The sequence below is a fragment of the Rhizobium sp. RU33A genome, assembly GCF_900156055.1.
Lineage (GTDB): Bacteria > Pseudomonadota > Alphaproteobacteria > Rhizobiales > Rhizobiaceae > Allorhizobium.
The window spans coordinates 164,234-188,463 of record NZ_FTMQ01000006.1; the positions used below are offsets into that span (position 1 = coordinate 164,234).

21 protein-coding genes are annotated in these 24,230 nt (G+C 62.0%); 6 read left to right on the plus strand and 15 right to left on the minus strand.

Annotated features, from left to right (window positions below):
• Positions 1-23: 23 nt before the first annotated feature.
• The 3 genes from BW978_RS19810 to BW978_RS19820 form a co-directional block, all read right to left on the minus strand.
• Positions 24-1,544, minus strand: coding sequence for a helicase HerA domain-containing protein (locus BW978_RS19810; RefSeq protein ID WP_076397556.1), 1,521 nt, complete (start codon positions 1,542-1,544; stop codon positions 24-26).
• Between the two features lie 100 nt (positions 1,545-1,644).
• Positions 1,645-2,781: an MFS transporter gene (locus BW978_RS19815; RefSeq protein ID WP_076397557.1), complete on the minus strand. Its 1,137-nt coding sequence runs from the start codon at positions 2,779-2,781 to the stop codon at positions 1,645-1,647.
• Between the two features lie 149 nt (positions 2,782-2,930).
• Positions 2,931-3,179, minus strand: coding sequence for a DUF1127 domain-containing protein (locus BW978_RS19820; RefSeq protein WP_076397558.1), 249 nt, complete (start codon positions 3,177-3,179; stop codon positions 2,931-2,933).
• A 58-nt stretch (positions 3,180-3,237) separates the two neighbouring features.
• Between BW978_RS19820 and BW978_RS23400 the strand changes: the two genes are divergently transcribed.
• The gene (locus tag BW978_RS23400; protein ID WP_139330613.1) at positions 3,238-3,426 is read left to right on the plus strand and encodes a hypothetical protein; all 189 of its coding nucleotides are present in this window, start codon (positions 3,238-3,240) and stop codon (positions 3,424-3,426) included.
• Between the two features lie 149 nt (positions 3,427-3,575).
• On the opposite strand, the gene BW978_RS19825 is transcribed toward BW978_RS23400, so the two are convergent.
• The 5 genes from BW978_RS19825 to BW978_RS19845 form a co-directional block, all read right to left on the minus strand.
• On the minus strand, positions 3,576-4,859 hold the full coding sequence (locus BW978_RS19825) for a hemolysin family protein (RefSeq protein WP_076397559.1): 1,284 nt from the start codon (positions 4,857-4,859) through the stop codon (positions 3,576-3,578).
• 85 nt (positions 4,860-4,944) lie between these two features.
• The gene (gene murI, locus BW978_RS19830) at positions 4,945-5,775 is read right to left on the minus strand and encodes a glutamate racemase (protein ID WP_076397560.1); all 831 of its coding nucleotides are present in this window, start codon (positions 5,773-5,775) and stop codon (positions 4,945-4,947) included.
• Positions 5,753-6,586 carry an RNA methyltransferase gene (locus BW978_RS19835; RefSeq protein ID WP_076397561.1) on the minus strand — a complete coding sequence of 278 codons (834 nt, stop codon included), beginning with the start codon at positions 6,584-6,586 and terminating at the stop codon, positions 5,753-5,755. The genes murI and BW978_RS19835 overlap by 23 nt, the downstream gene beginning before the upstream one ends.
• A 67-nt stretch (positions 6,587-6,653) precedes the next feature.
• Positions 6,654-7,241 (minus strand): hypothetical protein, encoded by a 588-nt coding sequence (locus BW978_RS19840; protein WP_076397562.1) that lies wholly within the window; start codon positions 7,239-7,241, stop codon positions 6,654-6,656.
• On the minus strand, positions 7,238-7,756 hold the full coding sequence (locus BW978_RS19845; RefSeq protein ID WP_076397563.1) for a hypothetical protein: 519 nt from the start codon (positions 7,754-7,756) through the stop codon (positions 7,238-7,240). Before BW978_RS19845 ends, BW978_RS19840 begins: the two co-directional genes overlap by 4 nt.
• Positions 7,757-7,975: 219 nt before the next feature.
• Between BW978_RS19845 and BW978_RS19850 the strand changes: the two genes are divergently transcribed.
• On the plus strand, positions 7,976-9,190 hold the full coding sequence (locus BW978_RS19850; RefSeq protein WP_076397564.1) for an NADP-dependent isocitrate dehydrogenase: 1,215 nt from the start codon (positions 7,976-7,978) through the stop codon (positions 9,188-9,190).
• Between the two features lie 33 nt (positions 9,191-9,223).
• Here the strand turns inward: BW978_RS19850 and BW978_RS19855 are convergent, their stop codons facing one another.
• Positions 9,224-9,748, minus strand: coding sequence for a hypothetical protein (locus BW978_RS19855; RefSeq protein ID WP_076397565.1), 525 nt, complete (start codon positions 9,746-9,748; stop codon positions 9,224-9,226).
• A 205-nt stretch (positions 9,749-9,953) separates the two neighbouring features.
• Here BW978_RS19855 and BW978_RS19860 point away from each other — a divergent pair, with 205 nt between their 5' ends.
• On the plus strand, positions 9,954-11,588 hold the full coding sequence (locus BW978_RS19860) for a SulP family inorganic anion transporter (RefSeq protein WP_076397566.1): 1,635 nt from the start codon (positions 9,954-9,956) through the stop codon (positions 11,586-11,588).
• Positions 11,589-11,593: 5 nt separating this feature from the next.
• Here the strand turns inward: BW978_RS19860 and BW978_RS19865 are convergent, their stop codons facing one another.
• The 3 genes from BW978_RS19865 to recA all read right to left on the minus strand — a co-directional run bounded on the left by BW978_RS19865 (position 11,594) and on the right by recA (position 16,879).
• A complete protein-coding gene (locus BW978_RS19865) occupies positions 11,594-12,844 on the minus strand; it encodes a GGDEF domain-containing protein (protein ID WP_244552016.1) in 1,251 nt (416 codons plus the stop codon).
• A 136-nt stretch (positions 12,845-12,980) separates the two neighbouring features.
• Complete coding sequence (alaS, locus tag BW978_RS19870) at positions 12,981-15,638, minus strand: alanine--tRNA ligase (protein ID WP_076397567.1); 2,658 nt, start codon at positions 15,636-15,638, stop codon at positions 12,981-12,983.
• A 152-nt stretch (positions 15,639-15,790) separates the two neighbouring features.
• The gene (recA, locus tag BW978_RS19875) at positions 15,791-16,879 is read right to left on the minus strand and encodes a recombinase RecA (RefSeq protein WP_076397568.1); all 1,089 of its coding nucleotides are present in this window, start codon (positions 16,877-16,879) and stop codon (positions 15,791-15,793) included.
• Between the two features lie 242 nt (positions 16,880-17,121).
• On the opposite strand from recA, the gene BW978_RS19880 reads away from it, so the two are divergent.
• Positions 17,122-18,066, plus strand: a complete 945-nt coding sequence (locus tag BW978_RS19880) for a carbohydrate kinase family protein (protein WP_076397569.1) — start codon at positions 17,122-17,124, stop codon at positions 18,064-18,066.
• Between the two features lie 29 nt (positions 18,067-18,095).
• Positions 18,096-19,022 carry a pseudouridine-5'-phosphate glycosidase gene (locus BW978_RS19885; protein WP_076397570.1) on the plus strand — a complete coding sequence of 309 codons (927 nt, stop codon included), beginning with the start codon at positions 18,096-18,098 and terminating at the stop codon, positions 19,020-19,022.
• 91 nt (positions 19,023-19,113) lie between these two features.
• Here BW978_RS19885 and BW978_RS19890 read toward each other — a convergent pair whose 3' ends face one another.
• Complete coding sequence (locus tag BW978_RS19890; RefSeq protein ID WP_076397571.1) at positions 19,114-21,735, minus strand: cell cycle histidine kinase CckA; 2,622 nt, start codon at positions 21,733-21,735, stop codon at positions 19,114-19,116.
• A gap of 253 nt (positions 21,736-21,988) precedes the next feature.
• Here BW978_RS19890 and BW978_RS19895 point away from each other — a divergent pair, with 253 nt between their 5' ends.
• Positions 21,989-23,449 carry a flagellar biosynthetic protein FliO gene (locus BW978_RS19895; RefSeq protein ID WP_076397572.1) on the plus strand — a complete coding sequence of 487 codons (1,461 nt, stop codon included), beginning with the start codon at positions 21,989-21,991 and terminating at the stop codon, positions 23,447-23,449.
• 98 nt (positions 23,450-23,547) lie between these two features.
• Here BW978_RS19895 and dksA read toward each other — a convergent pair whose 3' ends face one another.
• Complete coding sequence (dksA, locus tag BW978_RS19900; RefSeq protein WP_006726101.1) at positions 23,548-23,967, minus strand: RNA polymerase-binding protein DksA; 420 nt, start codon at positions 23,965-23,967, stop codon at positions 23,548-23,550.
• A 22-nt stretch (positions 23,968-23,989) separates the two neighbouring features.
• Positions 23,990-24,208, minus strand: a complete 219-nt coding sequence (locus tag BW978_RS23405) for a hypothetical protein (protein ID WP_139330614.1) — start codon at positions 24,206-24,208, stop codon at positions 23,990-23,992.
• Positions 24,209-24,230: the final 22 nt, after the last annotated feature.

The following is a 24,230-nucleotide window of genomic DNA, read 5'->3' on the forward strand; positions in this document are numbered from 1 at the left end:
CGCCTGTAAAAGCCGCTAGGCTCTCACTCGGCAGCCGATGGCGTCCGCTCCTCGGCATCCACCTGGTTCGGATCGCCGGGCTGCGTCTCGGCTTCGAGATCCGGGAAGGCAACGATGCGCTTGCCGGAAAAGTCGGTGTGCACGACGACCAGCCCCTGCTCCTCGAAATAGCCGAGAAGACGCCGGGCACGACGCGCCGAATGGGTGCCGTAGGCTCTCGCAATGCGTTGGTCCGAGGGGCACTCCTCATTACGAAGCGCCGCCTTGGCGAGCAGCAGGAACACGCCCTGCAGATCATCGGAGACGCGCACGGACAGCGACAGCGCCGTCTGCCAGCCCTCGCTCGCAGCTGTCTCTTCATCGACACCGGCGCGCGTTATGGCAACACGGCGGCGGAACTCGCCCATCGGCATCGGCGGACCGGCGACGCGGCGCATGCGAGCGCGCACGAGGAACTCCTGATAGAGCACGCTGTCGGTGCGGTAGGCGGCCTGCGGATCACCGAGGATTTCGGAAAGCACGGCCGTCAGGCGATCCTCGCGTTCTTCCGCCGACATTTCAGCGCCCCGCACGGGCGAATCGCTGGCAACGGGGGTCATCGAGGCGGGAGAAGAGCGCGAGAGTTCGGCCAGAATATCCGTCGTCGGACGCGGCGCCGGTGGCGCACGCCGCACGATCGGTCGTGTGAACTCTTCCGGGTCCGGCGTAAAGATCAGGTCTTCGACATCCTGTGGCGCATCCGGCAGCGGCATCAGCATGGGCGATGACGAACGCGCCGAAGTTTCGACCGCCCCAATGACGATCGGCAGCGGACGACGCGACATGGCAGGACCAAGCGCCACGAAATTGCCGCGCTGCAGATCGCGGAACATCTCCGCCTGGCGTCGATCCATGCCGAGCAGGTCGGCTGCACGCGCCATGTCGATATCGAGGAAGGTGCGGCCCATCAGGAAGTTGGAGGCTTCGGCCGCGACGTTCTTCGCAAGCTTTGCCAGACGCTGCGTCGCGATGACGCCGGCAAGGCCGCGCTTACGGCCGCGGCACATCAGGTTGGTCATGGCGCCAAGCGACATCTTGCGCGCGTCTTCCGAGACATCACCGCCGACGGCCGGCGCAAACATCTGCGCTTCGTCGACGACGACCAGCACCGGATACCAGAATTCGCGGTCCGCATCGAAGAGACCGTTCAGGAAGGCGCCGGCGGCGCGCATCTGCTGCTCGACATCGAGACCTTCCAGCGTCAGCACGCAGGAAACACGGTGGCGGCGGATGCGGTCGGCAATGCCGGCAAGCTCGGCTTCAGTGCGCTCGCCGTCGACGACCACATGGCCATACTTATCGGAAAGCGTGACGAAATCACCCTCGGGGTCGATGATCACCTGCTGTACCCACTGGGCAGACTGCTCCAGCAGGCGGCGCAGCAGATGCGACTTGCCCGAGCCCGAATTACCCTGCACCAGAAGGCGCGTGGCGAGAAGCTCCTCGATATCGAGCTTGGCAGGCTGTCCCCCCTGCACCGTTCCCATATCGATTCCGACCTTCAATGACGGCATCCTCAAATCATGTGTTGATCTCAAGTCCCTAACAGACTTGGACGCTTACGTGTGGGGCGCATCCGCGAAACCCACAGAGAACTGCGCATTCTCACGCGCCCCGGCGCGGACGCAACAGTCCGGCAAGCAGGATGCTGAGTAGCAGTGCTGGCAGCAGCGTGGCAAGCCCGCTACGCAGATCGAGCACCTCCGCGACGAAACCGATCATCGGCGGCCCAACCAGGAAGCCGAGAAGCGCAATAAAGCACAAGATCGCAACATTCTCCGCCGCCGGACGGTCGCCGAGATCGGCGGCCGCTGTGACCGCGAGCGGGAAACCGCCTGACACGCCGAGCCCGACGCATGCGAGCCCCAGATAGACCAGCGGCGTAACCGGCGCCATGACGACCACGATCATGCCGGAAAGCGCAAAGACGAGGCAGACCCGCGCAAGCATGACGGCTCCGAACCGCTCCTTTGCACCATCACCGACAAATCGTCCGACCGAGACCATCAGGGCGAAGACGACATAACCCATGCCGGTTGCCATACCGGACGTCGCGAACACATCCTTGAGGTAGACAGCGGACCAGTCGGCGACCGCTCCTTCCGTCATCGTGATCCCGAAGACGAAGAGGCTGATGCCGAGAATACCGGGGCTTGGGCGCCGCCACGACGAGCGAGGCTGCGCTTCGGTCACCGGAGCCTCGTGGACGGGCAGTGCGCGACAAACCATCACTGAAATCGGGACCAGAACGAGCGAAAGCAGACCGATCGCCACGAAGGGCGATGTGTGGAGCGCAAGGAAACCAGCACCGATAAGGCTGCCGGTCATGATCCCGATGCTCCAAAAACCGTGACAACGGTTCATGATCGACGCCGTGCCTCGCTTTTCGATGACATCCGCCTCGACATTGAGCCCGAGCTCGATCGTCGAGAGGCCCATCCCAAGAAGCACGAGCAAGAAGAAGAGAGAGGCGAGACCGGGGGCAGCCACAGGCAGCGGCACGAGCGCCAGAAACACCGGAAACCCGAAGATCAGCGTATTACGACTGCCGATCCGAGCGACAAGCTGTCCGGCAAAGGGCAGGATCAGCAGGATGCCCGTGGGCAAACCGAGCAATGCCATGGCGAGTTCGGCAGGACCGAGCGACAACCGCTCTTGAACGCCTGGGATCTGCGGAAGCCAGCTACCGAAAGCGATCGGCTGCAGAAAAAAGGCTGCCATGATGATGTGCTTGGGAGACATGAAAGATCCGGGAGAGACAAGGACGGAATCAAGAGGATTGCAAATGTCCCCCAGCCAGCGCGAGATGGGAAGCAGCCACCGCTTCGAGTGGTCTGCTTCCTGTCGAAATATCCGCGCGACGGCACATTGTCCGAGTGCCCCGTCCACGGTCACTTCCGGATGTGCCACAGGGACATATCCAGCGCCGTTAGGCGACGAGGATAGATGACCTCCTCTTCCGGGAGTCCGATGTCGCGCCGCAGCTGGGGCGACAAATGAGACGCCAGATTGCGGATCTGCCGCCGCCTCCAGCTTGCCCCGACCAGAGCGGCCAACAGCCGCCAGGAACCGAAACGCGCGAGAAGCTCATCCATCCGCTCGGCCAGCGGCAATTCAACTATGGATTGATTTTTGTGCATGACTTGTCCGTCCCGGAAACGCGAATGCGCCCAGGTCCTTTCGATGAGGAAAAGCGACGTGATTCAGGCACGCGAACGCATTCACACGCGCAGGCGGCAAGTCACGTCAGATGGTGGAAAAACGCCGAAAAAGGCAGGAAAAAATGACCGATCAGACAGTCATCGCGGGAAACGGCCGGTGGTGGAAAACTCCACGCAGGTCGAATACGCCGATCCGCCAGAGAGGCGCATGTGCATGAAAAAATGAGTCATCTGACGCCTCCTGTTGTTCGTGTTGCGGATGATGGGAACATGCCACGCGAAAAGAAGCGCCGCAAGCACGCAATTCGAGATTGCATAACTTGCGGCGCGCCGTTGCACTTATGCAACAAATTGTCGCAGGGGGTACTGTTGGCCTCAGGTCTCGACGGCGCGGGAAACGATAAGCTTGTCGATCCGGCGGCCATCCAGATCCACCACCTCGAAACGCCAGTCGCCCTTGACGAAACTCTCTCCGAGTTCGGGGATCCGCTTCAATTCGTCCAGCACGAAGCCGGCAACGGTCGTGTAGTCCGGATCCAGATCGATCGGCACACGGATGATGTCGATGAACTCGTCGATGGGCGTCCAGCCGGCCACCAGATAGGAGCCGTCCTCGCGCTGCACCATCGCCTGCTCTTCCGTCTCGTCCTGACTGAAGGCACCGGTGATCGCCTCGAGAATGTCGCCGGAGGTGATGATGCCTTCGAAATGGCCGTATTCGTCGTAGACGAGCACCATATGCAGGGCAGTGCGGCGCAGGGATTCGATGATGTCCGTTGCCTTGGCGAGATCGGAGACCACAGGCACTTCGCTGATGAGGTCCGGAAGATTGAGCGCGCCGCCTTCGGCAATCTGCTCGTACAGTTTCTTGGTGAAGAGCACGCCGACGATTTCGTCGGAATCGCCACTGCGCACAGGGATGCGCGAATGGGGGATCTCGCGTAGCTTCAGGCGGACTTCCTCCACCGTGTCGCCGATATCGAGGATCTGCACGTCGCGACGCGGCGTCATCAAGCCACGCGCCTGCCGGTCGGCAAGCCGCATGACGCCAGAGAGCATGGCGGATTCGCTGCTTTCGATAACACCGGCGCTGTGGGCTTCGGCCAACACTGTGCGGATTTCCTCATCCGTCACCTTGCCACCTCCAGCACCGCTCTGGCCGAGAAGGGAAAGCACCAGCTTTCCCGACCCATCGAGCAGCCAGACGAGCGGCGCGGCAACCCTCGACAGGACGGACATCGCGATGGCAACACGTGCAGCGACACCTTCGGCGTTGCGCAGTGCGACCTGTTTCGGGACCAGCTCGCCGACGATCAGCGACAGATAGGTGATGAGAACGACAACCGTACCGACGCCGAGCGCATCGGAGACGGTAATGGAAAATCCCTGCAACTGCAGCCAGCCGGAAAGTCGCGCACCGAGCGTGGCGCCCGAGAAAGCGCCGGACAGGACGCCGACGAGCGTGATGCCGATCTGGACAGTGGACAGAAAACGACCGGGGTCACTCTGAAGCTTGAGCGCCGTTTCGGCTCCCCGGCTGCCCTGTTCTGCAAGCACCTTGAGGCGCGCAGGACGGGCGGAAACAACCGCTAGCTCGGACATAGCAAGAACGCCGTTGAGCACGGTTAGGAAAAGAACAATCGCAATTTCGGTAAACAAGTAAGGGGCTAGGCTCCTCTACACCGGCTGAGCGTCCGGCAACGCGTCACATGTACCACGGCGCCCCCCTTTTCCAAAAGGGAGATCAGCGTAAAAACGGCGTGCCTACGGGTTGGACCGACAATCCCATGCCCTGCATCAGGCGCCGGGTGGAGAAATCCTGGCTGCCGGAGGTAAAGACCGCAAAGTCGAAATTATCGGGATGCTCGGCCCCCTCGACCAGCGGGACAAGCCGCCGCGCCTGACGCGCGATCGCTTCCGCCGGATCGAGCCAGTCCACCGGCCAGGGCGCAAGCCTGCGAAAGACATTGGCCAAAAAGGGATAATGGGTGCAGGCAAGCACCACAATGTCTGTCCGCAAGCCGTCCTTGTCGACGAAACACGGCGCGATTTCCGAAAGAACAGCCGCATCATCCAGGGTTTCGCCGCGGATATACGCCTCCGCCATGCGAGCGAGGTTCTCTGATCCGACAAGGCGCACATGGCATTGCGAGGCAAACGACTGGATCAGATCGCGCGTATAGGCCCGCTTGACAGTACCTGGCGTCGCGAGAACCGAGACGAGCCCGGATCGCGTGCGTTCAGCAGCCGGCTTGATCGCCGGGACCGTACCGATGAAGCGCATATCGGGGAAGCGATGCCTGAGATCGGCGCCGGCGAGCGTAAAGGCAGTATTGCAGGCGACGATCACGGCTTCCGGATCGTAGCGGTCGAACAGCTCTCCGAAGAGATGAGCAATTCGGGCCTTGAGAGGCTCTTCCTCCCAGCCCCCATAGGGAAAGCCAGCGTCGTCGGCAACATAGATGAAGCCACGTTCCGGCATCAGCAGCCGCGCTTCGCGCAAGACGGTGAGACCGCCGATCCCGGAATCGAAGACCAGGATCGGCTTAAGGTCAGGCGTCCCGGTTGTCGTCATGCTGAGCCTCAGCCTCGCTCTCGCTCTTTCCCGCAGGCGGCCTCTGGCCCGGTCGTGCAAAACGGTCGAGCGAGCTGATCACACCGCGGACCACGTGGATCTCCGGACCGGTGAAAGCACGTCTGCTAAACACGGCTCGCAGGTTTTCGATCATCCTGGCCTTTTTATGGACCGGATGGAAGTAGTTGCGGGCATCGAGCGCTTCTTCCAGATGTTCGAACAGGCCGATCACCTGCTCCTTGGTCGCTGGCGGCTGGTCCGGCGCGTCAAAGGGCACCCCATGCACATCCTCCATGCCAGATTTCATCCACTCGTAGGACATGAGCAGAACGGCCTGGGCGATGTTCAGCGAGGCGAACGCAGGATTGACAGGAAAGGTGACGATCTCGTCGGCAAGCGCCACTTCCTCGTTCGAAAGGCCGGACTTTTCCCGGCCGAAGAGGATGCCGGTCTTTTCACCGGTGCGAAACTTGGCTCGGAGCGTCTCGGCCGCCGTCACCGGCGAGCGGACAGGCTTGAACCCGTCGCGGTAGCGCGCAGTCGTCGCATAGACGAAGTTGAGGTCTGCGATAGCCTCCTCAAGCGTGTCATAAACGACGGTGCCGTCGATGACATGATCGGCCTTGGAGGCCGCAGCACGGGCCTTGTCGGACGGCCAGCCGTCACGCGGATTGACGAGACGCAGTTCAACCAGGCCAAAATTGGCCATGGCGCGCGCCACCATGCCGATGTTTTCGCCGAGTTGCGGCTCCACCAGAATGATTGCCGGCCCCTCGGCCAGCAGAACGCGCTCGCTGTTCGTCCCTGCCATTACGTTTCCCTCAAAGCTATTTCGCGCACCCCTTGGCACAAAATGCCCCGCAGGCAAAGAGGAGGGCTTAGTCTTTGGGCCAGGATCCCGTCAGCCGGAAATCGAGATAGGCCTTGATCATGGCGGCGAACTGCGCCTTGACCGAGCTTTCGAGCGCACCCTCGCGGTCACTATCGTTCCACAGGTTGTCGATCACATAGCGACCGTCTTCCTCGACGACATGGAAGACCGTCTGTGGCCGAGAGAGATCAGGCGCATGGCCGAAACAGGAGACGGCATCGAAATAGACGTTGACGGGGGTAACCCCATCCCGCGCCGGCCGGGCCTCGATGCGGACATCCTTCAATTCGCAACTGTCCTGGCCGCCGATGACCACGTCATAGCCGAGCATGTAGCCGCTGCTATCCTGCAGCGCGTCCTTCTTCTCGGCGAGACGATAGATGTCGACGAAGCTAGCGCTGTAGATCGTCGCAAGCAGGCGATCATCGAAATAGCCGGAAGCCTCCACCTTGGGCGCATCCTTGTCTTTCCATCCGGCAGCGCTCATCACGATCTTTACCGGTTCAAGCAGATCGGCTGCCAAGAGGGTCTTTGCCGGGATGAATCCGACCATTGCGGCAACGGCCGTGATGCCGATGGAGCGAAGGCGGCTCACAGGCCACCCTGCCGTTTCAGGTCCTGCTTGATCGAACTGCCGGACTGTCCGTCCTCGACGGGATAGATGTCGTCGATGACAGGGCGACCACCCTCCTCGACGACGTGGAAGATCAGGACGGTATCCGGCGCATCGCTGCCACCAAAACAGGAGCGGTTGTCGAACAGGGCAGTTACCTGCCCGTCGCCGTCATCCTCGATCCTGATGTCTTCGAAAGGACATCCATCCTGTCCCTGCGCAATCGGGTCATAGTCGAAGGGGAAGCCTGTGGTCTCTCCTTCGGGAATGTCATAGGGCGGGTTCTTCGAAGCCGCCTCGAAGGCCGATGCGAAGTCATTGCTGAACAGGCGAGACAGCCGGTCCTTCGAGAAGACCTCCTCTTCCTGGCCGGTGGTGCCCTCGGCCCAATTCCGGGCGGTCGCCTCCACCACTTCGCGAACAGGCGCGGTGACATCCGCTGCCATGGCAGTGCCCGACAACAGCGTCAGCAGCAATACGATCCAGGTGCTCTTCATGAAAACTCTCCCGAGGCTCTTTCTGCCGCCGTTCTAGCTGAAAGCGTGCCCGCTATCAGGACCAAGTTTGGGACGAAAGCGCACGCCGAAAGTCTGAGCGAGATTTTCCCTGAAGGCGCCCTCTGCTGTTTGCCTTGTAACGAGAGAATGTTATAGGCAGCCATCGGCAGAGCGCCCTCCCCGCGCCTGCGCGTCAGGCAAAAACTCGTGAGGATATTCATGACCAAGATCAAGGTAGCCAACCCGGTCGTCGATCTCGACGGCGATGAGATGACCCGCATCATCTGGCAGTTCATCAAGGACAAGCTGATCCTTCCCTACCTGGATCTCGACATCGAATATTATGACCTGTCCGTCGAGAACCGCGACGCCACCAACGACCAGGTGACCATCGACGCCGCTCACGCCATCAAGAAGCACGGCGTCGGCATCAAGTGCGCAACGATCACCCCGGATGAGCAGCGCGTCAAGGAATTCAACCTCAAGGAAATGTGGAAGAGCCCGAACGGCACCATCCGCAACATCTTGGGCGGCGTCATCTTCCGCGAGCCGATCATCTGCAAGAACGTGCCCCGCCTCGTTCCCGGCTGGACCAAGCCGATCGTCGTTGGCCGTCACGCCTTCGGTGACCAGTACAAGGCAACCGACTTCAAGTTCCCGGGCAAGGGCAAGCTGACCATCAAGTTTGTCGGTGAAGACGGCGAAGTGATCGAGAAGGAAGTCTACAACGCACCGGGCGCCGGCGTCGCCATGGCGATGTACAACCTCGACGAATCGATCCGCGAATTCGCTCGCGCCTCGATGATGTACGGCCTGATGCGCAAGTGGCCTGTGTACCTGTCGACCAAGAACACCATCCTCAAGGCCTATGACGGTCGCTTCAAGGATATCTTCGAGGAAGTCTATCAGGCCGAATTCAAGGCCAAGTTCGAAGAAGTCGGCATTGTTTACGAACATCGCCTGATCGACGACATGGTCGCCTCGGCTCTCAAGTGGTCCGGCGGTTATGTCTGGGCCTGCAAGAACTACGACGGTGACGTGCAGTCGGACACGGTTGCACAGGGCTTCGGCTCGCTCGGCCTGATGACCTCGGTTCTGCTGTCGCCCGATGGCCGCACGGTCGAAGCCGAAGCTGCGCACGGTACGGTTACTCGCCACTACCGCCAGCACCAGAAGGGTCAGGAAACCTCGACCAACTCGATCGCCTCGATCTTCGCCTGGACCCGTGGCCTCGCCCACCGCGCCAAGCTGGACGACAACACCGAGCTGGCCAACTTCGCAACGACGCTGGAAAAAGTCTGCATCGACACGGTTGAGGCAGGCTTCATGACCAAGGACCTGGCGCTGCTCATCGGCCCGGACCAGCCGTGGCTCTCCACGACCGCCTTCCTCGACAAGGTTGACGAGAACCTGAAGAAGGCCATGGCCGCCTGATCGGCAGCCAAGGTTCGAACATTCAGAACCCGGTCACGGCAACGTGGCCGGGTTTTCCAATTCTGGATCAGCAATATCCTCGCCCTGATCGACCTCTTCGAAACGCTTGCGGATTTCCGCACCGAGCCTGCGGCCGGTCATGTGATAGCCGGAAAGCGGGAGCGCATAGGTCTCCAGCCGCTCGGGTTCATCCTCGTCAAGATGGTCGATATCGATCAGCCAGCGCCCTTCGACGCGACGCTGCGCCAGTTCGACCATGGATGCCCAGGCGATCCGCCGATCTGTGCGATAGTCGATCAGCTCTTCGTTGTTGAGCTCGACCAGGGGCCGCATCGCCCCCGCAATCCCTTTCCAGCCTCTTCGAAGACCGAAGAGTGCAAGCGCCAGGAGCGCGAGATAGACCAGCACCATGGGACTGGCCCAGCCACTCCCGAGCAGGCTGGCCAGCAACCCGCCGAAGGCCACGGACATGACGATTGTGGATGTCGCCGCCCAGAGGACGGCAAAGCCCCGGCGCGGATAGACGATCAGGGTGGGATATGTTGTCTCGGTCTTCATCAACGATCACCATAGGCAAGATTCGCGACGGCGAACAGAACCGGTTTGGCAGCAACTGTCGGTAAGCGTCAGCTGGGCGCCGCTGGCGCAGCGCCCCGACACTATCCCTTTGGCCATGTTGTCAAAAGTCGGGACTTAGGGTCCAATGGCATGACAGTGTGGCGGGAGGGGCCGGCCACGCTCCCATCCGGCAAGCGCGATCACCATGACCGACGTCATCCTGCCCAAAACCGTCAGCGTATTTCGCGAAGGCTACGGCCTTGGCCACCTCAAGGCGGATGCACTGGCAGGATTGACCGTGGCCATCGTTGCCCTGCCGCTTTCCATGGCCATTGCGATCGCCTCGGGCGTGACGCCGGACCGTGGGCTTTATACTGCGATCATCGGTGGTTTCCTCGTCTCGCTTCTGGGCGGCAGCCGCCACCAGATCGGCGGACCGGCCGGCGCCTTCATCGTTCTGGTCAGCATGACCGTTGCCACACATGGTATTGACGGCCTGCTGCTCGCAACCGCCATGGCAGGGTTGATGCTGATCGCCTGCGGCCTGCTGAGGCTCGGCGACTACATCAAGTTCATCCCCTATCCGGTGACCGTCGGCTTCACGGCCGGCATTGCCGTGATCATCTTCGCAAGCCAGATCGGCGAACTGCTGGGCCTGACATTTCCAAACGGCGAACCCGGCCCGCTAGCCGACAAACTGGGGGCGATCCTCGCCGCGCTGCCGGCATTCTCACCGTCTGCCGCTGCGATCGCAGCGCTTACCATCGCCATCATCCTTGTCCTGCGCCGGGCGCGGCCGACCTGGCCCGGCTTGCTGATTGCGGTCATCGTCGCCTCACTTGCCGCTGTACTGTTGCAGCTGCCGGTCGCCACGATCGGCTCGAAATTCGGCGGCATTCCCTCCAGTCTGCCTTTGCCTTCCCTCCCGACCATCACGCCCGAACTGGCGATCGCCGTTCTCCCGGATGCCATCGCCTTCGCGCTCCTTGGCGCCATCGAATCGCTCCTCTCCGCCGTCGTTGCGGACGGCATGACCGGACGGCGCCATCGATCGAACACGGAACTGCTCGCACAGGGCGTTGCCAATATAGGCTCAGCCCTTTTCGGCGGCATCTGCGTAACGGGCACGATCGCGCGCACCGCGACCAATGTACGGGCGGGCGCCACAAGCCCCGTCTCCGGCATGCTGCATGCGGCCTTCCTGCTTGCCTTCATGCTAGTCGCCGCCCCGCTTGCCGCCTATATCCCGCTGGCAGCGCTCGCAGGCGTGCTCGCGGTCGTATCCTGGAACATGGTGGAGAAATCGGCGATTGCCGCCCTCGTCCGCTCCTCGCGCGGCGAAGCACTCATCCTCGCCGTCACCTTCCTGCTCGTCGTCTTCCGCGACCTGACCGAAGGCATCGTGGTCGGCTTTTCGCTGGCCGCGCTGCAGTTCATCCACCACATGTCGAAGAACATTCGCGTAACAGCCGAGGGGCCTGAAAAGCCGCTGGATGCAACGGACACGGCGACGGTCACCTATCGCCTGGACGGCGCGTTCTTCTTCGGCGCCGTAGCGGCAGCTGGTGCGGTCCTCGACCGCATCGGCGACGACCATCGCAACCTTGTCCTCGACTGCACCGGGATCCGCTTCGTCGACACCTCAGGTGTCAATCTACTGGCGAGCGTGATCCGCAAGGCCGTCCGCCACGGCGTCGAGGTTTATGTTGTCACGGAGCGCAGCGAGTTGAAGACGATGCTGCATCATCAGGAAATCCCGGAAACGGGCGTCCACTTCGTGAAAACACTCGCAGAAGCACGCGAAACCCTCGCCCATGGCCCGGCGCAAGGTCACGATTGAACGGATCAGGCTGCGGACCTTGATTCGACGGAAGCCACTTCGGGGGGCGTTCCCGTCACATGGAGATGGTGCTGGCTCTCCGCCGGACACTCCAAGCCGCCCCAGGTCACCCGATTGCGCCCGGCCTTCTTCGAAACGTAGAGCGCCTTGTCGGCGCGCGCCAGGGCACGGGGGAAATCGAGCGGTCCGGAGGGCAGCGAAGCCGCACCGATACTGACGGTCATCGTCGGCAGGTGATCCTCGTGATTGACGATCATGTTACTGACCCTGATACGCAGATCATCCAGCAGATCCGGCTGGCGCAGCACGACACTCGCCGGCAGATAGACGCCGAACTCTTCGCCGCCAAGGCGCCCCACGATGGCCGCTTCGGGAACCTCTCGGGTCAATAGGCGGCCGAGCTCCACCAGAACGGTGTCGCCCGCGCCATGGCCGTAGGTATCGTTGACCTGCTTGAAATGATCCGCATCAATAAGCGCGAGCACCGCACCTGGCGCTGAACCGCCGATATCGGCACGCGCCTGGGTGATGGCGTCGATGAACGCCCGCCTGTTGCGCAACAGGGTCAGGGCATCGGTTTCGGAGGCGATCTTGTATCGACGCGTGGCCCGTTCATGGACCATGGCAAAGATCGCCAATGCGGCAACCAGCCCCTGGAGGAAGAAGCCGAATGTCATCGCCCCATACCAGAATGGCGCGTGCCCGGCCACGAGCTGCACTGGCTCGACAAATTGCATCGGGATGCGGATGAGATAGGCGGCCCCATGCGTTCCAAAGGCGATGAGCGCGAGCATGCGCGCGGGAAGAGGTTCGCAACGCTGCCCCCGAAACAGGACCGGCATGATCAGGAACGAATAGCCCGAATAGAGGACGGAGGCGACGAAAATGCGGACGCCCAAGTCTGCGACAAATGTTGGCACGGCAAAAAGCGACAGCCAGACGATACCGCCCGCCGCCGCAACCAAGCCAGCTCCCTTTCTGGTTTCGCCCTCGAAGGCAAGGCAGCCGAGCCAGATCAGGCCAAGACTGAAAATCCCAAACCCATTGCCGAGACCGAGCGCGACAAACGGCGGGGCCAGGTCGCGAAGGCTGACCAGAACCATGCCGAGCGCACCGGCGGAGAAACCCAGCGCCCAGAATCCCAGGGCTCGGTTGTCCCGCTCATGGGTCCAGAGCAGGGTCAGAAAGCCCGACACCATGATCAGCGTTCCCGCCAGGCAAACGGTAAGCGTCGGAATGTGGAAAACTTGGGCCAAGTCGCGAACCTCAAAGAGGACTGTGACTTAGCACGCAAGGCTGAAGGAAATTGAAAAGTAATTGGTAAATGCCGATAATCTCAAACGAAAAAGGCCGGGCAAAGCCCGGCCTCGATCACCCGTAAATGCAATCAGATCAGGCGAGTGCCGCCTCGACGGCAACAATCGCTGCCTCGGCCTCCGCACCATCCGGACCACCGGCCTGGGCCATATCGGGACGTCCACCGCCGCCCTTGCCGCCGAGCGCGGCAGAGGCCACGCGCACCAGATCGACAGCGCTGAAGCGGTCCGTCAGGTCAGGCGTGACGGAGACCACTGCGCTCGCCTTGCCATCTTCGGCAACCGCGATCAGGACGACGACAGCGGTCGCGAGATCGGCCTTCGCCTCGTCGGCCATACCCTTCAGATCCTTGGCATCGATACCAGACAGGATGCGGCCGATGAAATTGATGCCGTTCACCTGCTTCGGCGCCTCGGCACCGCCCGATGCGCCGCCACCCATGGCGAGCTTGCGCTTGGCATCCGCGAGCTCCTTCTCGAGCTTGCGGCGCTCGTCGACGAGGGCCTCCACACGGGCGACGACGTCAGTCGGCTGAACCTTGAGCGTCGAAGCGAGCGTCTTCACGCGCTCGTCCTGCTCGGCGAGATAGGCGCGCGCCGCCTCACCCGTCAGCGCCTCGATACGACGCACACCGGCACCGACGGCGCTTTCGCCGACCAGACGAACAAGCCCGATATCACCCGTCGCCGACACATGCGTGCCGCCGCAAAGCTCGGTCGAATAGGACTTGCCGGCTTTTTCCCCCCGCAGCGCCGTACCCATCGATACGACACGAACCTCGTCACCGTACTTCTCACCGAACAGCGCCATGGCGCCCTCGGCAATCGCATCGTCAACCGCCATCAGGCGAGTGGTGACCGGTGCATTCTGGATGATGATCTCGTTTGCCATCTCCTCGACCACCTTCAGCTCGTCGGCCGAGATCGGCTTCGGATGCGAGATGTCGAAACGCAGGCGCTCGGGTGCAACGAGCGAACCCTTCTGGGCGACATGCGTGCCGAGCACTTCGCGCAGTGCCTCATGCAGAAGGTGGGTAGCGGAATGGTTCGAGCGCAACCGCGAGCGACGGGTATGATCAACGTTCAGCTGTACCGCGCCGCCGGCCTTGACCACGCCGTTCTGGACGGTCGCGACATGCACGAAGACGCCCTCACCCTTCTTCTGGGTGTCGTTCACGGCAAGCGAGAAGCCTTCGCCGACGATCTCGCCGGTATCGCCCATCTGGCCGCCGGACTCCCCGTAGAACGGCGTCTGATTGACAACGATCTGAACCTCTTCGCCGGCACTCGCCTGCTCGATGACCTTGCCATCCTTGACGACGGCCAGAACCTGGCCTTCGGCGGTCTCCGAGCTGTAACCCAAGAATTCGGTTGCGCCGAACTTTTCCTTGAGCTCGAACCAGACGGTCTCCTGCGCCTTGTCACCGGAGCCCGCCCAGCTGGCACGGGCTTCGGCCTTCTGGCGCTGCATGGCATCGTTGAAGCCGGTGAGGTCAACGCCGATACCGCGGCCGCGCAGAGCGTCCTGGGTCAGGTCGAGCGGGAAGCCATAGGTGTCATAGAGCTTAAAGGCGGTCTCACCGTCGAGGCTGTCGCCCTTGTCGAGGGTAGCCGTCGCATCGGAGAGCAGCGTCAGGCCCCGCTCCAGGGTCTTGCGGAAGCGGGTTTCCTCGAGCTTGAGCGTCTCGGAGATCAGGGATTCAGCCCGGACGAGTTCCGGATAGGCGCGACCCATCTGCTGCACGAGGACCGGCAGCAGCTTGTAGATGACCGGATCTTTCGCGCCGAGCAGCTGCGCGTGACGCATGGCACGGCGCATGATGCGGCGAAGCACGTAGCCTCGTCCTTCATTTGAAGGAAGCACACCGTCGGCGATCAGGAAGGCAGATGAGCGAAGGTGGTCGGCGATGACGCGGTGGCTCGCGCGACGCTCGCCTTCAGCCTTTACACCGGTGAGATCGACGGAGGCGTCAATCAGCGCGCGGAACAGGTCGATGTCGTAATTGTCGTGTTTGCCCTGCAGGAGGGCCGCAACGCGCTCGAGACCCATGCCGGTGTCGATCGACGGCCGAGGCAGGTCGATACGCTCTTCCTTCGTCACCTGCTCGTACTGCATGAAGACGAGGTTCCAGATTTCGATGAACCGGTCACCGTCTTCCTCAGGCGAGCCCGGAGGGCCGCCCCAGATGTGGTCGCCATGGTCATAGAAGATTTCCGAGCATGGACCGCAGGGGCCGGTATCACCCATCGCCCAGAAATTGTCGCTTGTCGGGATGCGGATGATCTTGTCGTCCGAGAGGCCGGCAATCTTCTTCCAGAGGCCATGGGCCTCGTCATCCGTATGGTAGACGGTGACCAGCAGGCGATTGCGGTCAATGCCGAATTCCTTGGTGATCAGGTTCCAGGCAAGCTCGATGGCACGTTCCTTGAAGTAGTCGCCAAAGGAGAAATTGCCGAGCATTTCGAAGAAGGTGTGGTGGCGCGCGGTGTAGCCGACATTGTCCAGGTCGTTGTGCTTGCCGCCGGCACGCACACATTTCTGCGCGGTCGCAGCCGTCGAGTAGGGGCGCTGCTCAAGACCCGTGAAGACGTTCTTGAACTGCACCATGCCGGCATTGGTGAACATCAGCGTCGGGTCGTTACGCGGCACCAGCGGGCTGGAGGAAACGACCTCGTGACCGTTCGTCTTGAAGTAATCGAGAAAAGTCGACCGGATGTCGTTTACACCGCTCATGTCACGCCCTTCATTCAGACCGGGAAGCCGGCCAATTTGCAAAATCAATGGCTTTTATCGCCCGGCTTCATCCCTGTCCAGCAGCCGAAACGAAAAGCGGCCGCGTCTCGAAGGAAACGCGGCCGACACGATAGTCGAAGATGGGCGGCAGTTTATGCGTCGTCTGCACCATCACCGTCGTTGGCGTCAGGCCCGCCGTTCTGAAGGAATTTCTCCGCGATCAGTCCGGCATTCTGGCGCAGCGCCATCTCGATTTCCTGGGACACCGCAGGATTGTCGCGCAGGAAGAGTTTGGCGTTCTCACGCCCCTGGCCGAGGCGCTGGCTATTATAGGAGAACCAGGCGCCAGACTTCTCGACAATGCCGGCCTTGACGCCGAGGTCGACGAGCTCACCGGTCTTCGAGACGCCTTCGCCATACATGATGTCGAATTCGACCTGCTTGAACGGAGGCGCCATCTTGTTCTTGACGACCTTCACGCGGGTCTGGTTGCCCACGACCTCTTCGCGATCCTTGACAGCACCGATACGGCGAATGTCGAGACGCACGGAGGCGTAGAACTTCAGCGCGTTACCGCCGGTCGTGGTTTCCGGCGAGCCGAACATGACGCCGATCTTCATGCGGATCTGGTTGATGAAGATGACCATCGTCTTCGACTTGGAGATCGAGGCCGTCAGCTTGCGCAGCGCCTGGCTCATCAGGCGAGCCTGCATGCCCGGCAGGCTGTCGCCCATTTCGCCTTCGATTTCCGCGCGCGGGGTGAGCGCTGCAACCGAGTCGACCACGAGAACGTCGATCGCGCCTGAGCGCACCAGCGTATCGGTGATTTCGAGCGCCTGTTCACCGGTGTCCGGCTGCGAAATCAGGAGGTTCTGCAGATCGACGCCGAGCTTGCGGGCATAGATAGGATCAAGCGCGTGTTCGGCGTCGACGAAGGCGCAGATGCCGCCCTTCTTCTGCGCTTCGGCAATGGTCTGCAGCGCAAGCGTCGTCTTACCCGAGCTTTCAGGCCCGTAAATTTCAATGATGCGCCCCTTCGGCAGGCCGCCAATGCCGAGCGCGATATCGAGGCTGAGCGACCCCGTCGAGACCGTCTCGACTTCGACCACGCTCTCGTTCGCGCCGAGCTTCATGATCGAGCCCTTGCCGAACGACCGTTCGATCTGCGAGAGCGCCGCTTCCAATGCCTTGCTTTTATCCACCGATTTGTCCTCTACCAGCCGCAAAGAATTCTGTGCCATTTGATCCACCTTTAGGTTATTGAGGCCGCATAGGCAATGAAGCCGCCGATGGGGAATATGTACTCTTTTTGTTCTCTTTTTGCAAGAGCAAGCCAAGCGGTTGAATCTCAATCGTTTTCGAGAGCGTGTTCGAATGATGTTCCGCGCGCCTGCACGCGTCCGCTCGTGCGGCTCGTGGCTGCGAGGTCCACGCTGCCGGGTGGCGGTCCGATTCGTGTTTCGCCGATGCTGGAGGCATGCCCATGACGACCGAGATCCTGGCGATCGGCGGCGCTCATATCGACCGGCGCGGCCGCATTTTTGGGGACACGAAGCCAGGTTCCAGCAATCCCGGCCAATGGTTCGAGGAGGTGGGCGGCGGCGTCTTCAACGCGGCCTGCAATCTCTCCCGCTTGGGCCGCTCGGTTCGCCTGATTGCGCCGCGCGGCGGCGATGCGGCAGGCCAGATGGTGGCGGATGCAGCCGAACGCGCCGGTCTCGACGACCGGCCCGTGATGTTCCTCGATCGCGCGACCCCGAGCTACACGGCCATCCTGGAGCGCGACGGCAATCTGGTCATCGCCCTTGCCGACATGGCCCTTTACGACGCCTTTTCGGCGCGGCGGATGCGGGCGCGGTCGCTGCGCGATAGCCTGACCGAGACGTATCATGTGCTGGCCGACGCCAACCTGCCGGCAGACACATTGACCGTTCTGGCAGCGACCTGCCATGCGGCCGGCAAGGGCCTGTCAGCCATCGCGATTTCGCCGGCCAAGGTGGTGAAGTTCGCGCGCGCCCTGCCCTTTCTCACCCATCTTTTCATGAATGGTGCGGAGGCCGAAGCGATTGCCGGCCAGCGCCCCGAACAGCCGGAAGGCTGGCCCGACCTGTTGCGCGCCAAGGGCTTGCGCGGCGGCAGCGTCACAAGCGGCAGCGGCCCTACCGTCGTCTTCGATGAGAGCAGCGTCGCCGTGATCGAGCCGAAGCCACTCGAGCAGATCGCCGACGTCACCGGGGCCGGCGATGCCTTCGCGGCCGGTTTCCTGCATGCCCGCCTGTCCGGCGCGAAACTGGACGAAGCGCTCCGCCATGGCACGGCAAATGCCGCGATCACGCTCGCCTGTCCCAATGCGACCGATGAAAATCTCTCCCCGGAAAAGCTTGCACGTCAGATGGCTCTTGTCGCGCCGGCCCGTTTCCTGTCATGAGACCCTGAATTTCTAACGGAAGATCCCCCATGACCCGTTCCATCTCGCCCCTTCTGCCCATCACCTATTCGAGCGAAGTCAGCGCCGCCAAGCAGCGCGGCGCACCGATTGTCGCCCTTGAATCGACGATCATCACCCATGGCATGCCCTATCCGGGCAATCTGCAGATGGCCCGCAGCGTCGAAGACATCGTTCGCCAGCAGGGCGCCGTGCCCGCGACCATCGCCGTCATCAAGGGCGTGCTCCATATCGGTCTGGAACCGGCAGAGCTCGAGGCGCTGGCGCAGATGGAGCATGTGATGAAGCTCTCGCGCGCCGATCTCGCCTTCGCGATCGCCGAGCGGCGCAATGGTGCGACGACCGTTGCGGCAACGATGATCGCCGCCTATCGCGCCGGGATCCATGTCTTTGCGACCGGCGGCATTGGCGGCGTGCACCGTGGCGCCGAAGAAAGCTTCGACATCTCCGCCGACCTCGAAGAACTGGCGCGCACGGCGGTGATCGTCGTTTCAGCCGGGCCGAAGGCGATTCTCGACATTCCGAAGACCTTGGAAGTTCTGGAAACGCGCGGCGTTCCGGTCGTCACCTACGACAGCGAAGATTTCCCCGCCTTCTGGTCGCGCAGCTCGGGCCTGAAGAGCCTGCTCAACCTGCAGAGCCCGGCAGCGATCGCCAATTTCCAGAAGATGCGCGACCAGCTCGGCATCGATGGCGGCATGCTAATTGCCAATCCGGTTCCGGAAGCCGACGAGATCCCGCGCGAGGAGATGGAAATCTACATCAGCCGGGCGCTTGCCAATGCCGAACGCGACGAGATCGGCGGCAAGGCAGTGACACCATACCTGCTGGACAACATCTTCCACCTGACCGGCGGTCGCTCGCTGAAGACCAATATTGCGCTGGTCGAGAACAATGCCCGCCTGGCAGCCGAGATTGCCGTCGCCATGAACGGCTGACAGCCACACGTCACGTGACAAGAAAAGAACCCGCCGGAGCGATCCGGCGGGTTCTTTGATTCAAGCACATTCTACAACTCTGCGAGTGCCCTCAGCCTTCGCCATCCAGCATTTCACGCACGGCGACGGCCAGCTGCTTGAGCGAGAAAGGCTTTGGCAGGAAGCCGAACTTGGCATCGGCCGGCAGATTGCGGGCAAAGGCGTCCTCGGCATAACCCGACACGAAGATGAACTTCAGATCCGGATATTTCTTGCGCAGCTCGGTGAGCAAGGTGGGGCCGTCCATCTCGGGCATGACGACGTCGGAGACGACGATGTCTACCGCCCCGTCGAGCTCTTCCATGATGTCGAGCGCCTCGACACCGGAACCGGCCTCATGAACGGTATAGCCGCGCGTCTCGAGCATGCGTTTACCGCCGCGCCGAACGGCCTCCTCATCCTCGACGAGAAGAACGACGGCCGACTTGCCGGTGAGATCAGGAGAATCCTGCGCCTCAGCCTTGGCACTGGCCGTCGCAACCGTGATCGTGTCACCGCTGACGGAGGCCAGGACCTGCCCTTCGACAACCGGCTGAACCTCGGGCACGTGGCGCGGCAGGAAGATGCGGAAAGTCGTCCCCTTGCCGACCTCGGACTCGGGATAGATGTAGCCGCCGGACTGCTTGACGATGCCGTAGACCATTGCAAGCCCGAGACCCGTGCCCTTGCCCACTTCCTTGGTGGTGAAGAAGGGCTCGAAGATCTTGTCCATGATCTCGGGCGCAATGCCGGTGCCATTGTCCGCAACCTCGACCAGCACCATGTCTTCCGACGGCAGGCCGCGATAGGCGAAGCCTTCGGCCTGCTCGGCAGTGATGTTGTGTGTCGAAACGGTGATCGCACCACCATCGGGCATCGCATCGCGCGCATTGACGCAGAGGTTGATGAGAACCTGCTCGAACTGCGACAGGTCTGTTTTTACCGGCCAAAGATCGCGACCGTATTCGACCTTAAGCTTGACGTTCGTGCCCGAGATCAATCGATCGACCAGCATTCTGAGGTCGCCGATCACGTCGGTGAGGTTCAAGACACTCGGCCGCATCGTCTGCTTGCGCGAGAAGGCGAGCAACTGCCGCACCAGCACCGCCGCACGATTGGCGTTGCGCTTGATCTCCATGAGATCGGCGAAGCTTGCATCCGACGGCCGCGCCTGTAGAAGCAGGTGGTCGGAGGACAGAAGAATGGCCGTCAGCACGTTGTTGAAGTCGTGCGCGATGCCACCGGCGAGTGTTCCCACCGCATTCATCTTCTGCGTCTGTGCCATCTGCGCCTCGAGCGCTTTCTGGTCGGTCACATCGACGGCATAAACGATGGCCGCCTCTTCCGGCGCCTCGTCGCTCTGGTCGATCACAGCATTCACGTAGAAGCGGAAATGCCTGCTGTCATTCGTCGGATGGCGGCTGTCGATCGGCGAAATGTCCACCTGGCGGTCCATGGCGGCGGCGAGCGCCCCCCGGAAGCCTTCGCGTTCGCTCTCGTGCAGAACCACCTCGATCAGCCCGTGCCGTTCGATCTCGTCGCGCGAGATGATATCGGCAAAGAGTTTCATGAACGGGGCGTTGGTCCTCAGGATCCGGCCCTCGCCGTCGACAGAGGCGATCGCCATCGGCGTATTGTTGAAGAAGCGGGTGAAGCGCATCGAGGCGACCGAATCGGATTGGTCGCCGTTCTCGCTCTGGCTCCGTGCAAGCACGATCGAACGGCTCTCGCCCGGCGCCCCGTCGCGGGCGGCGCGGACGCGGTGCACGAGGCGCACGGGCAGGCTCTGGCCGTTCACGCGTCTGAGATCGAGGTCGAGGGTTTCCGTGCGTGCCTGGCCCGGTTCGGCCTGCACCGAATCGATCAGCGCCATGCCTTCCCCGGCCACGAGATCCGAGATCGTCATCGAGCCCGGATTGAACTGGGTGAGATCGACACCGAGCCATTCGGCAAGCGTCGCGTTGAGATAATAGATCTCGCCCTTGCGGCCGGCGGAAAAGAAACCGGCGGGGGCATGGTCGAGATAGTCGATCGCGTGCTGCAATTCCTTGAAGAAGCGCTCCTGATCGTCACGTTCAGCGGTGATGTCCGAAATCTGCCAGACATGCAGCGGCTTTCCACGTCCTTCGCCCGACAACAACCGCGCCTTCAGCCGGTACCAATGGGCCCCCGAGCCGTTGACCGTCTGATTGCCGAGCGGCTTCAGCAGCCGGAATTCCTCGTAGCTGTCGCGCCCCTCGCGAAGACCATTGGTCAGGCGGTAAAGCGCCTCGCTCGATTCCCGATAGCGCGATAGCAGCGCTTCGAGTGTCTGCACCTCCGTCGGCTTGCGCGCGCCGGTCATCGTGCCATAGGCGACGTTGGCGAAGACGATGCGGCCTTCGCTGTCGGTAATCAGCGTGCCATCCGGCTGGCTTGCGAGGAAACGGCGCGCAAGCGTGTCGCTGTTCGACTGCGGCATGACCTCGATGAAGCCGATCACCGCGGACACGATGAAGAATATCCCCATCATCGCAAGAATGCCGAGAACCCCGAGCACCACCTGGTTGTCGAGCTGGTCGCGGAAGAAGATGAAGGCGGCAGAGGCCGCGATCAGGGCAAGGGCCAGCAGCAGGATGCGCAACGCCATGCCGACGCCATTACGGCGATCGACCAGCGGGCCGTCTCCATCTCGATCATACTGCTTTCGTGTCATTGATGCCTCTTGCCTAAGCGCACGGAAGATCCGACCTAGCGAGAATCGGCGCTCCCACCTGTTTATCAATATGCCGTAGCTGCAAAAAGCAAAGAAAGGGCCATACGGCTCCGCCCGGCCGCTCCCCCACAGGAATGCCGCAATCCTGGCCGATCTTGCCCGACCTTCCGCCCCCGGCGAGAGGGCGCGGTCGCACGCAAGATTGCGGAAGGGGCCGTCTTCTGCCAGAAAGCCAGTCAAAAGGAGCACGCACATGCTGGATGACCTGATCTCGGCCTATGGCAATCGTTTTCTCGTGGCGGCACTCGGCGTCAGCCTCGCCCTGCTCTGCCTGTTCATCGTGCTCTGGATTCTGCGTAACCGGGCTCCCTCGCCCTTTGTGCGTGGCGGTCGCAACCGCCAGCCCCGGCTGCAGGTTCTCGATGCCGCAGCCGTCGACACCCGCCGCCGCATCGTGCTGGTCCGCCGCGACAATGTCGAGCATCTCGTGATGATCGGCGGCCCGACCGACATCGTGATCGAAAGCGGCATCGGCGACGAGCGTCCCTATCTCAGCGCAAGACCAATCCAGCCCCAGACTTTGGCCGAGCAGCAGGATTTACCCAAACCCGCCGCTCAACCGGCGCTCGTCGCGACCGAACCGGCCGCACCGGCCATCGCATCTCCCGCAATCGCCTCCCCTGCTGCTATATCCAATGCCGCAGCAGAAGCACCAGCCAGACGCCCGATGGCCGCGGAAACGCTTCGGCCAGCAGCCGTTTCACCTGCGGCAGATCCTCAACCAGCTGCCACGCCTGCGGCAGAGCAGCGTCGTCAGCAGGCGGCACCTATGCGCGGCCCCGAACCGGCCATCGAAAACCTTGTAACGCCTTCGCCGGTGGCAACCGTGGCGACCGTTGCAGCGGCCCCCATAGCGGCTGCGGCCGTGACCACCGCCACACGCCCGGAGATGGCGCCTCCCGTTCGGGTCCAGTCGCCCGCAATGGAACCGATCGCGCGTCCTGAACCGCCTGTCGAGCCGTCAGCAACCCAGCTGACCGCAACCCTTGAGCCTGTTCTGGTGGCATCGGCACCCGCCGCAACCGCTCCGGCAAACGTCGAACCGGTCATGCGCCGCAATGAGCCGATAATCGACAGGGGTGACGGCCCCTCGGAGGCCAAGACGAGCGGCACGCCTCCGATTGAAGCTTTCAGGGTTGAGCCGGTCGAGCCGATCATGAGGAACGAGCTTGATGCCCCGAAGGTCGAGGACGTCAAGGTCGAACAGCAAGCGGCAACGCCCACCGTCATCGATGCGCCCGCCGCAGCAGATCTGCTGGAAGCGGCACGCCAACGGGTTCTTGTGCCCGCTCAAGCGCCCGCAACCTCCCGTCTCGTGGAACCGGAACGTTTTGAACCGCAGGTCGAAAGCGAGGCTTCTAGCGTACCGGCCGAACCCGAAGCGCGCGACATGAGCGATTTCGAGCGCGTCCTCGAAGAAGAGATGGCTCTGCATCTGGCCACGGACCCGGCGCCGCAGCCTGCGCCTCAGACGCCGCAGATCCTGCCCGAAACACGCGCCGACCGCCCGCGCCCGCCGATTGCCGCCATCTTGCCGGAAGCAAATCGCGCAACGGCAGCAACAGCCAACGCCGCACAGCCGGCTCCCGAACCCAATCTGCAGAACGAGATCGCCCGGATCTTCGGCGAGATGTCGGCCAGCCGAAATCCGTGACGGGTTACGGCTCTGGCATCAAAGCATGCCGCAAAATCGAAAAGACCCGCCAATGGCGGGTCTGAATTCGTTCGGAAGATTTGCCTGAGGTTTCGACCTCACTCGTCGCGATAGACTTTTTCGCGGCGCTCGTGCCGTTCCTGTGCCTCGATCGACAGCGTCGCAATCGGGCGGGCATCCAGACGCTTCAGACCGATCGGTTCACCGGTCTCTTCGCAGTAGCCGTAAGTCCCGTCATCGATCCGCTGCAGTGCCGCGTCGATCTTGGAAATCAGCTTGCGCTGCCGATCACGGGCTCGAAGCTCGATGGCTCTGTCGGTTTCTGAGGAAGCCCGGTCTGCAAGATCAGGATGATTGGCGCTCTCTTCAGCCAGGTGGTCGAGCGTCTCACGCGCTTCGCGCAGGATGTCGTTTTTCCAGGCGATCAGCTTTGCCCTGAAATAGGCCCGCTGATTGGCGTTCATGAACTCTTCGTCCTCCGAGAGCACATAATTGCTAAGATTGATCTTCTCACTCAACGCGATTCTCCTGAAGAACATCTCAATGGGCGGGTGTATATCCTTTCAAGGCAACCGGTTCAAGCCTTCTGACTGTTTCAACGCCATTTTTAAATCTGTTACATTTTTCATCTAAACTTCTATTTTTTAAGCATAAATTGCTTGCATCCAGACGGCCGATACATACCATTCCGCCACGATAGGCTGATGCGGGCTTCAATGCGGCATGGTTGACGGCAAGGCCTAAGAACCGGTAGGTCAATTCTCAAGCTCCATCGCATGTG

What these genes read in the sequence shown, in the direction of transcription:
- alaS (WP_076397567.1), bottom strand. Translation starts at nt 15,638, where the DNA reads ATGAGCGGTGTAAACGACATCCGGTCGACTTTTCTCGATTACTTCAAG.
- BW978_RS19820 (WP_076397558.1), bottom strand. Translation starts at nt 3,179, where the DNA reads ATGCACAAAAATCAATCCATAGTTGAATTGCCGCTGGCCGAGCGGATG.
- BW978_RS19890 (WP_076397571.1), bottom strand. Translation starts at nt 21,735, where the DNA reads ATGACACGAAAGCAGTATGATCGAGATGGAGACGGCCCGCTGGTCGAT.
- BW978_RS19815 (WP_076397557.1), bottom strand. Translation starts at nt 2,781, where the DNA reads ATGTCTCCCAAGCACATCATCATGGCAGCCTTTTTTCTGCAGCCGATC.
- BW978_RS19850 (WP_076397564.1), top strand. Translation starts at nt 7,976, where the DNA reads ATGACCAAGATCAAGGTAGCCAACCCGGTCGTCGATCTCGACGGCGAT.
- BW978_RS19885 (WP_076397570.1), top strand. Translation starts at nt 18,096, where the DNA reads ATGACCCGTTCCATCTCGCCCCTTCTGCCCATCACCTATTCGAGCGAA.
- BW978_RS19895 (WP_076397572.1), top strand. Translation starts at nt 21,989, where the DNA reads ATGCTGGATGACCTGATCTCGGCCTATGGCAATCGTTTTCTCGTGGCG.
- BW978_RS19845 (WP_076397563.1), bottom strand. Translation starts at nt 7,756, where the DNA reads ATGAAGAGCACCTGGATCGTATTGCTGCTGACGCTGTTGTCGGGCACT.
- BW978_RS19880 (WP_076397569.1), top strand. Translation starts at nt 17,122, where the DNA reads ATGACGACCGAGATCCTGGCGATCGGCGGCGCTCATATCGACCGGCGC.
- BW978_RS19855 (WP_076397565.1), bottom strand. Translation starts at nt 9,748, where the DNA reads ATGAAGACCGAGACAACATATCCCACCCTGATCGTCTATCCGCGCCGG.
- murI (WP_076397560.1), bottom strand. Translation starts at nt 5,775, where the DNA reads ATGACGACAACCGGGACGCCTGACCTTAAGCCGATCCTGGTCTTCGAT.
- BW978_RS19860 (WP_076397566.1), top strand. Translation starts at nt 9,954, where the DNA reads ATGACCGACGTCATCCTGCCCAAAACCGTCAGCGTATTTCGCGAAGGC.
- recA (WP_076397568.1), bottom strand. Translation starts at nt 16,879, where the DNA reads ATGGCACAGAATTCTTTGCGGCTGGTAGAGGACAAATCGGTGGATAAA.
- BW978_RS19835 (WP_076397561.1), bottom strand. Translation starts at nt 6,586, where the DNA reads ATGGCAGGGACGAACAGCGAGCGCGTTCTGCTGGCCGAGGGGCCGGCA.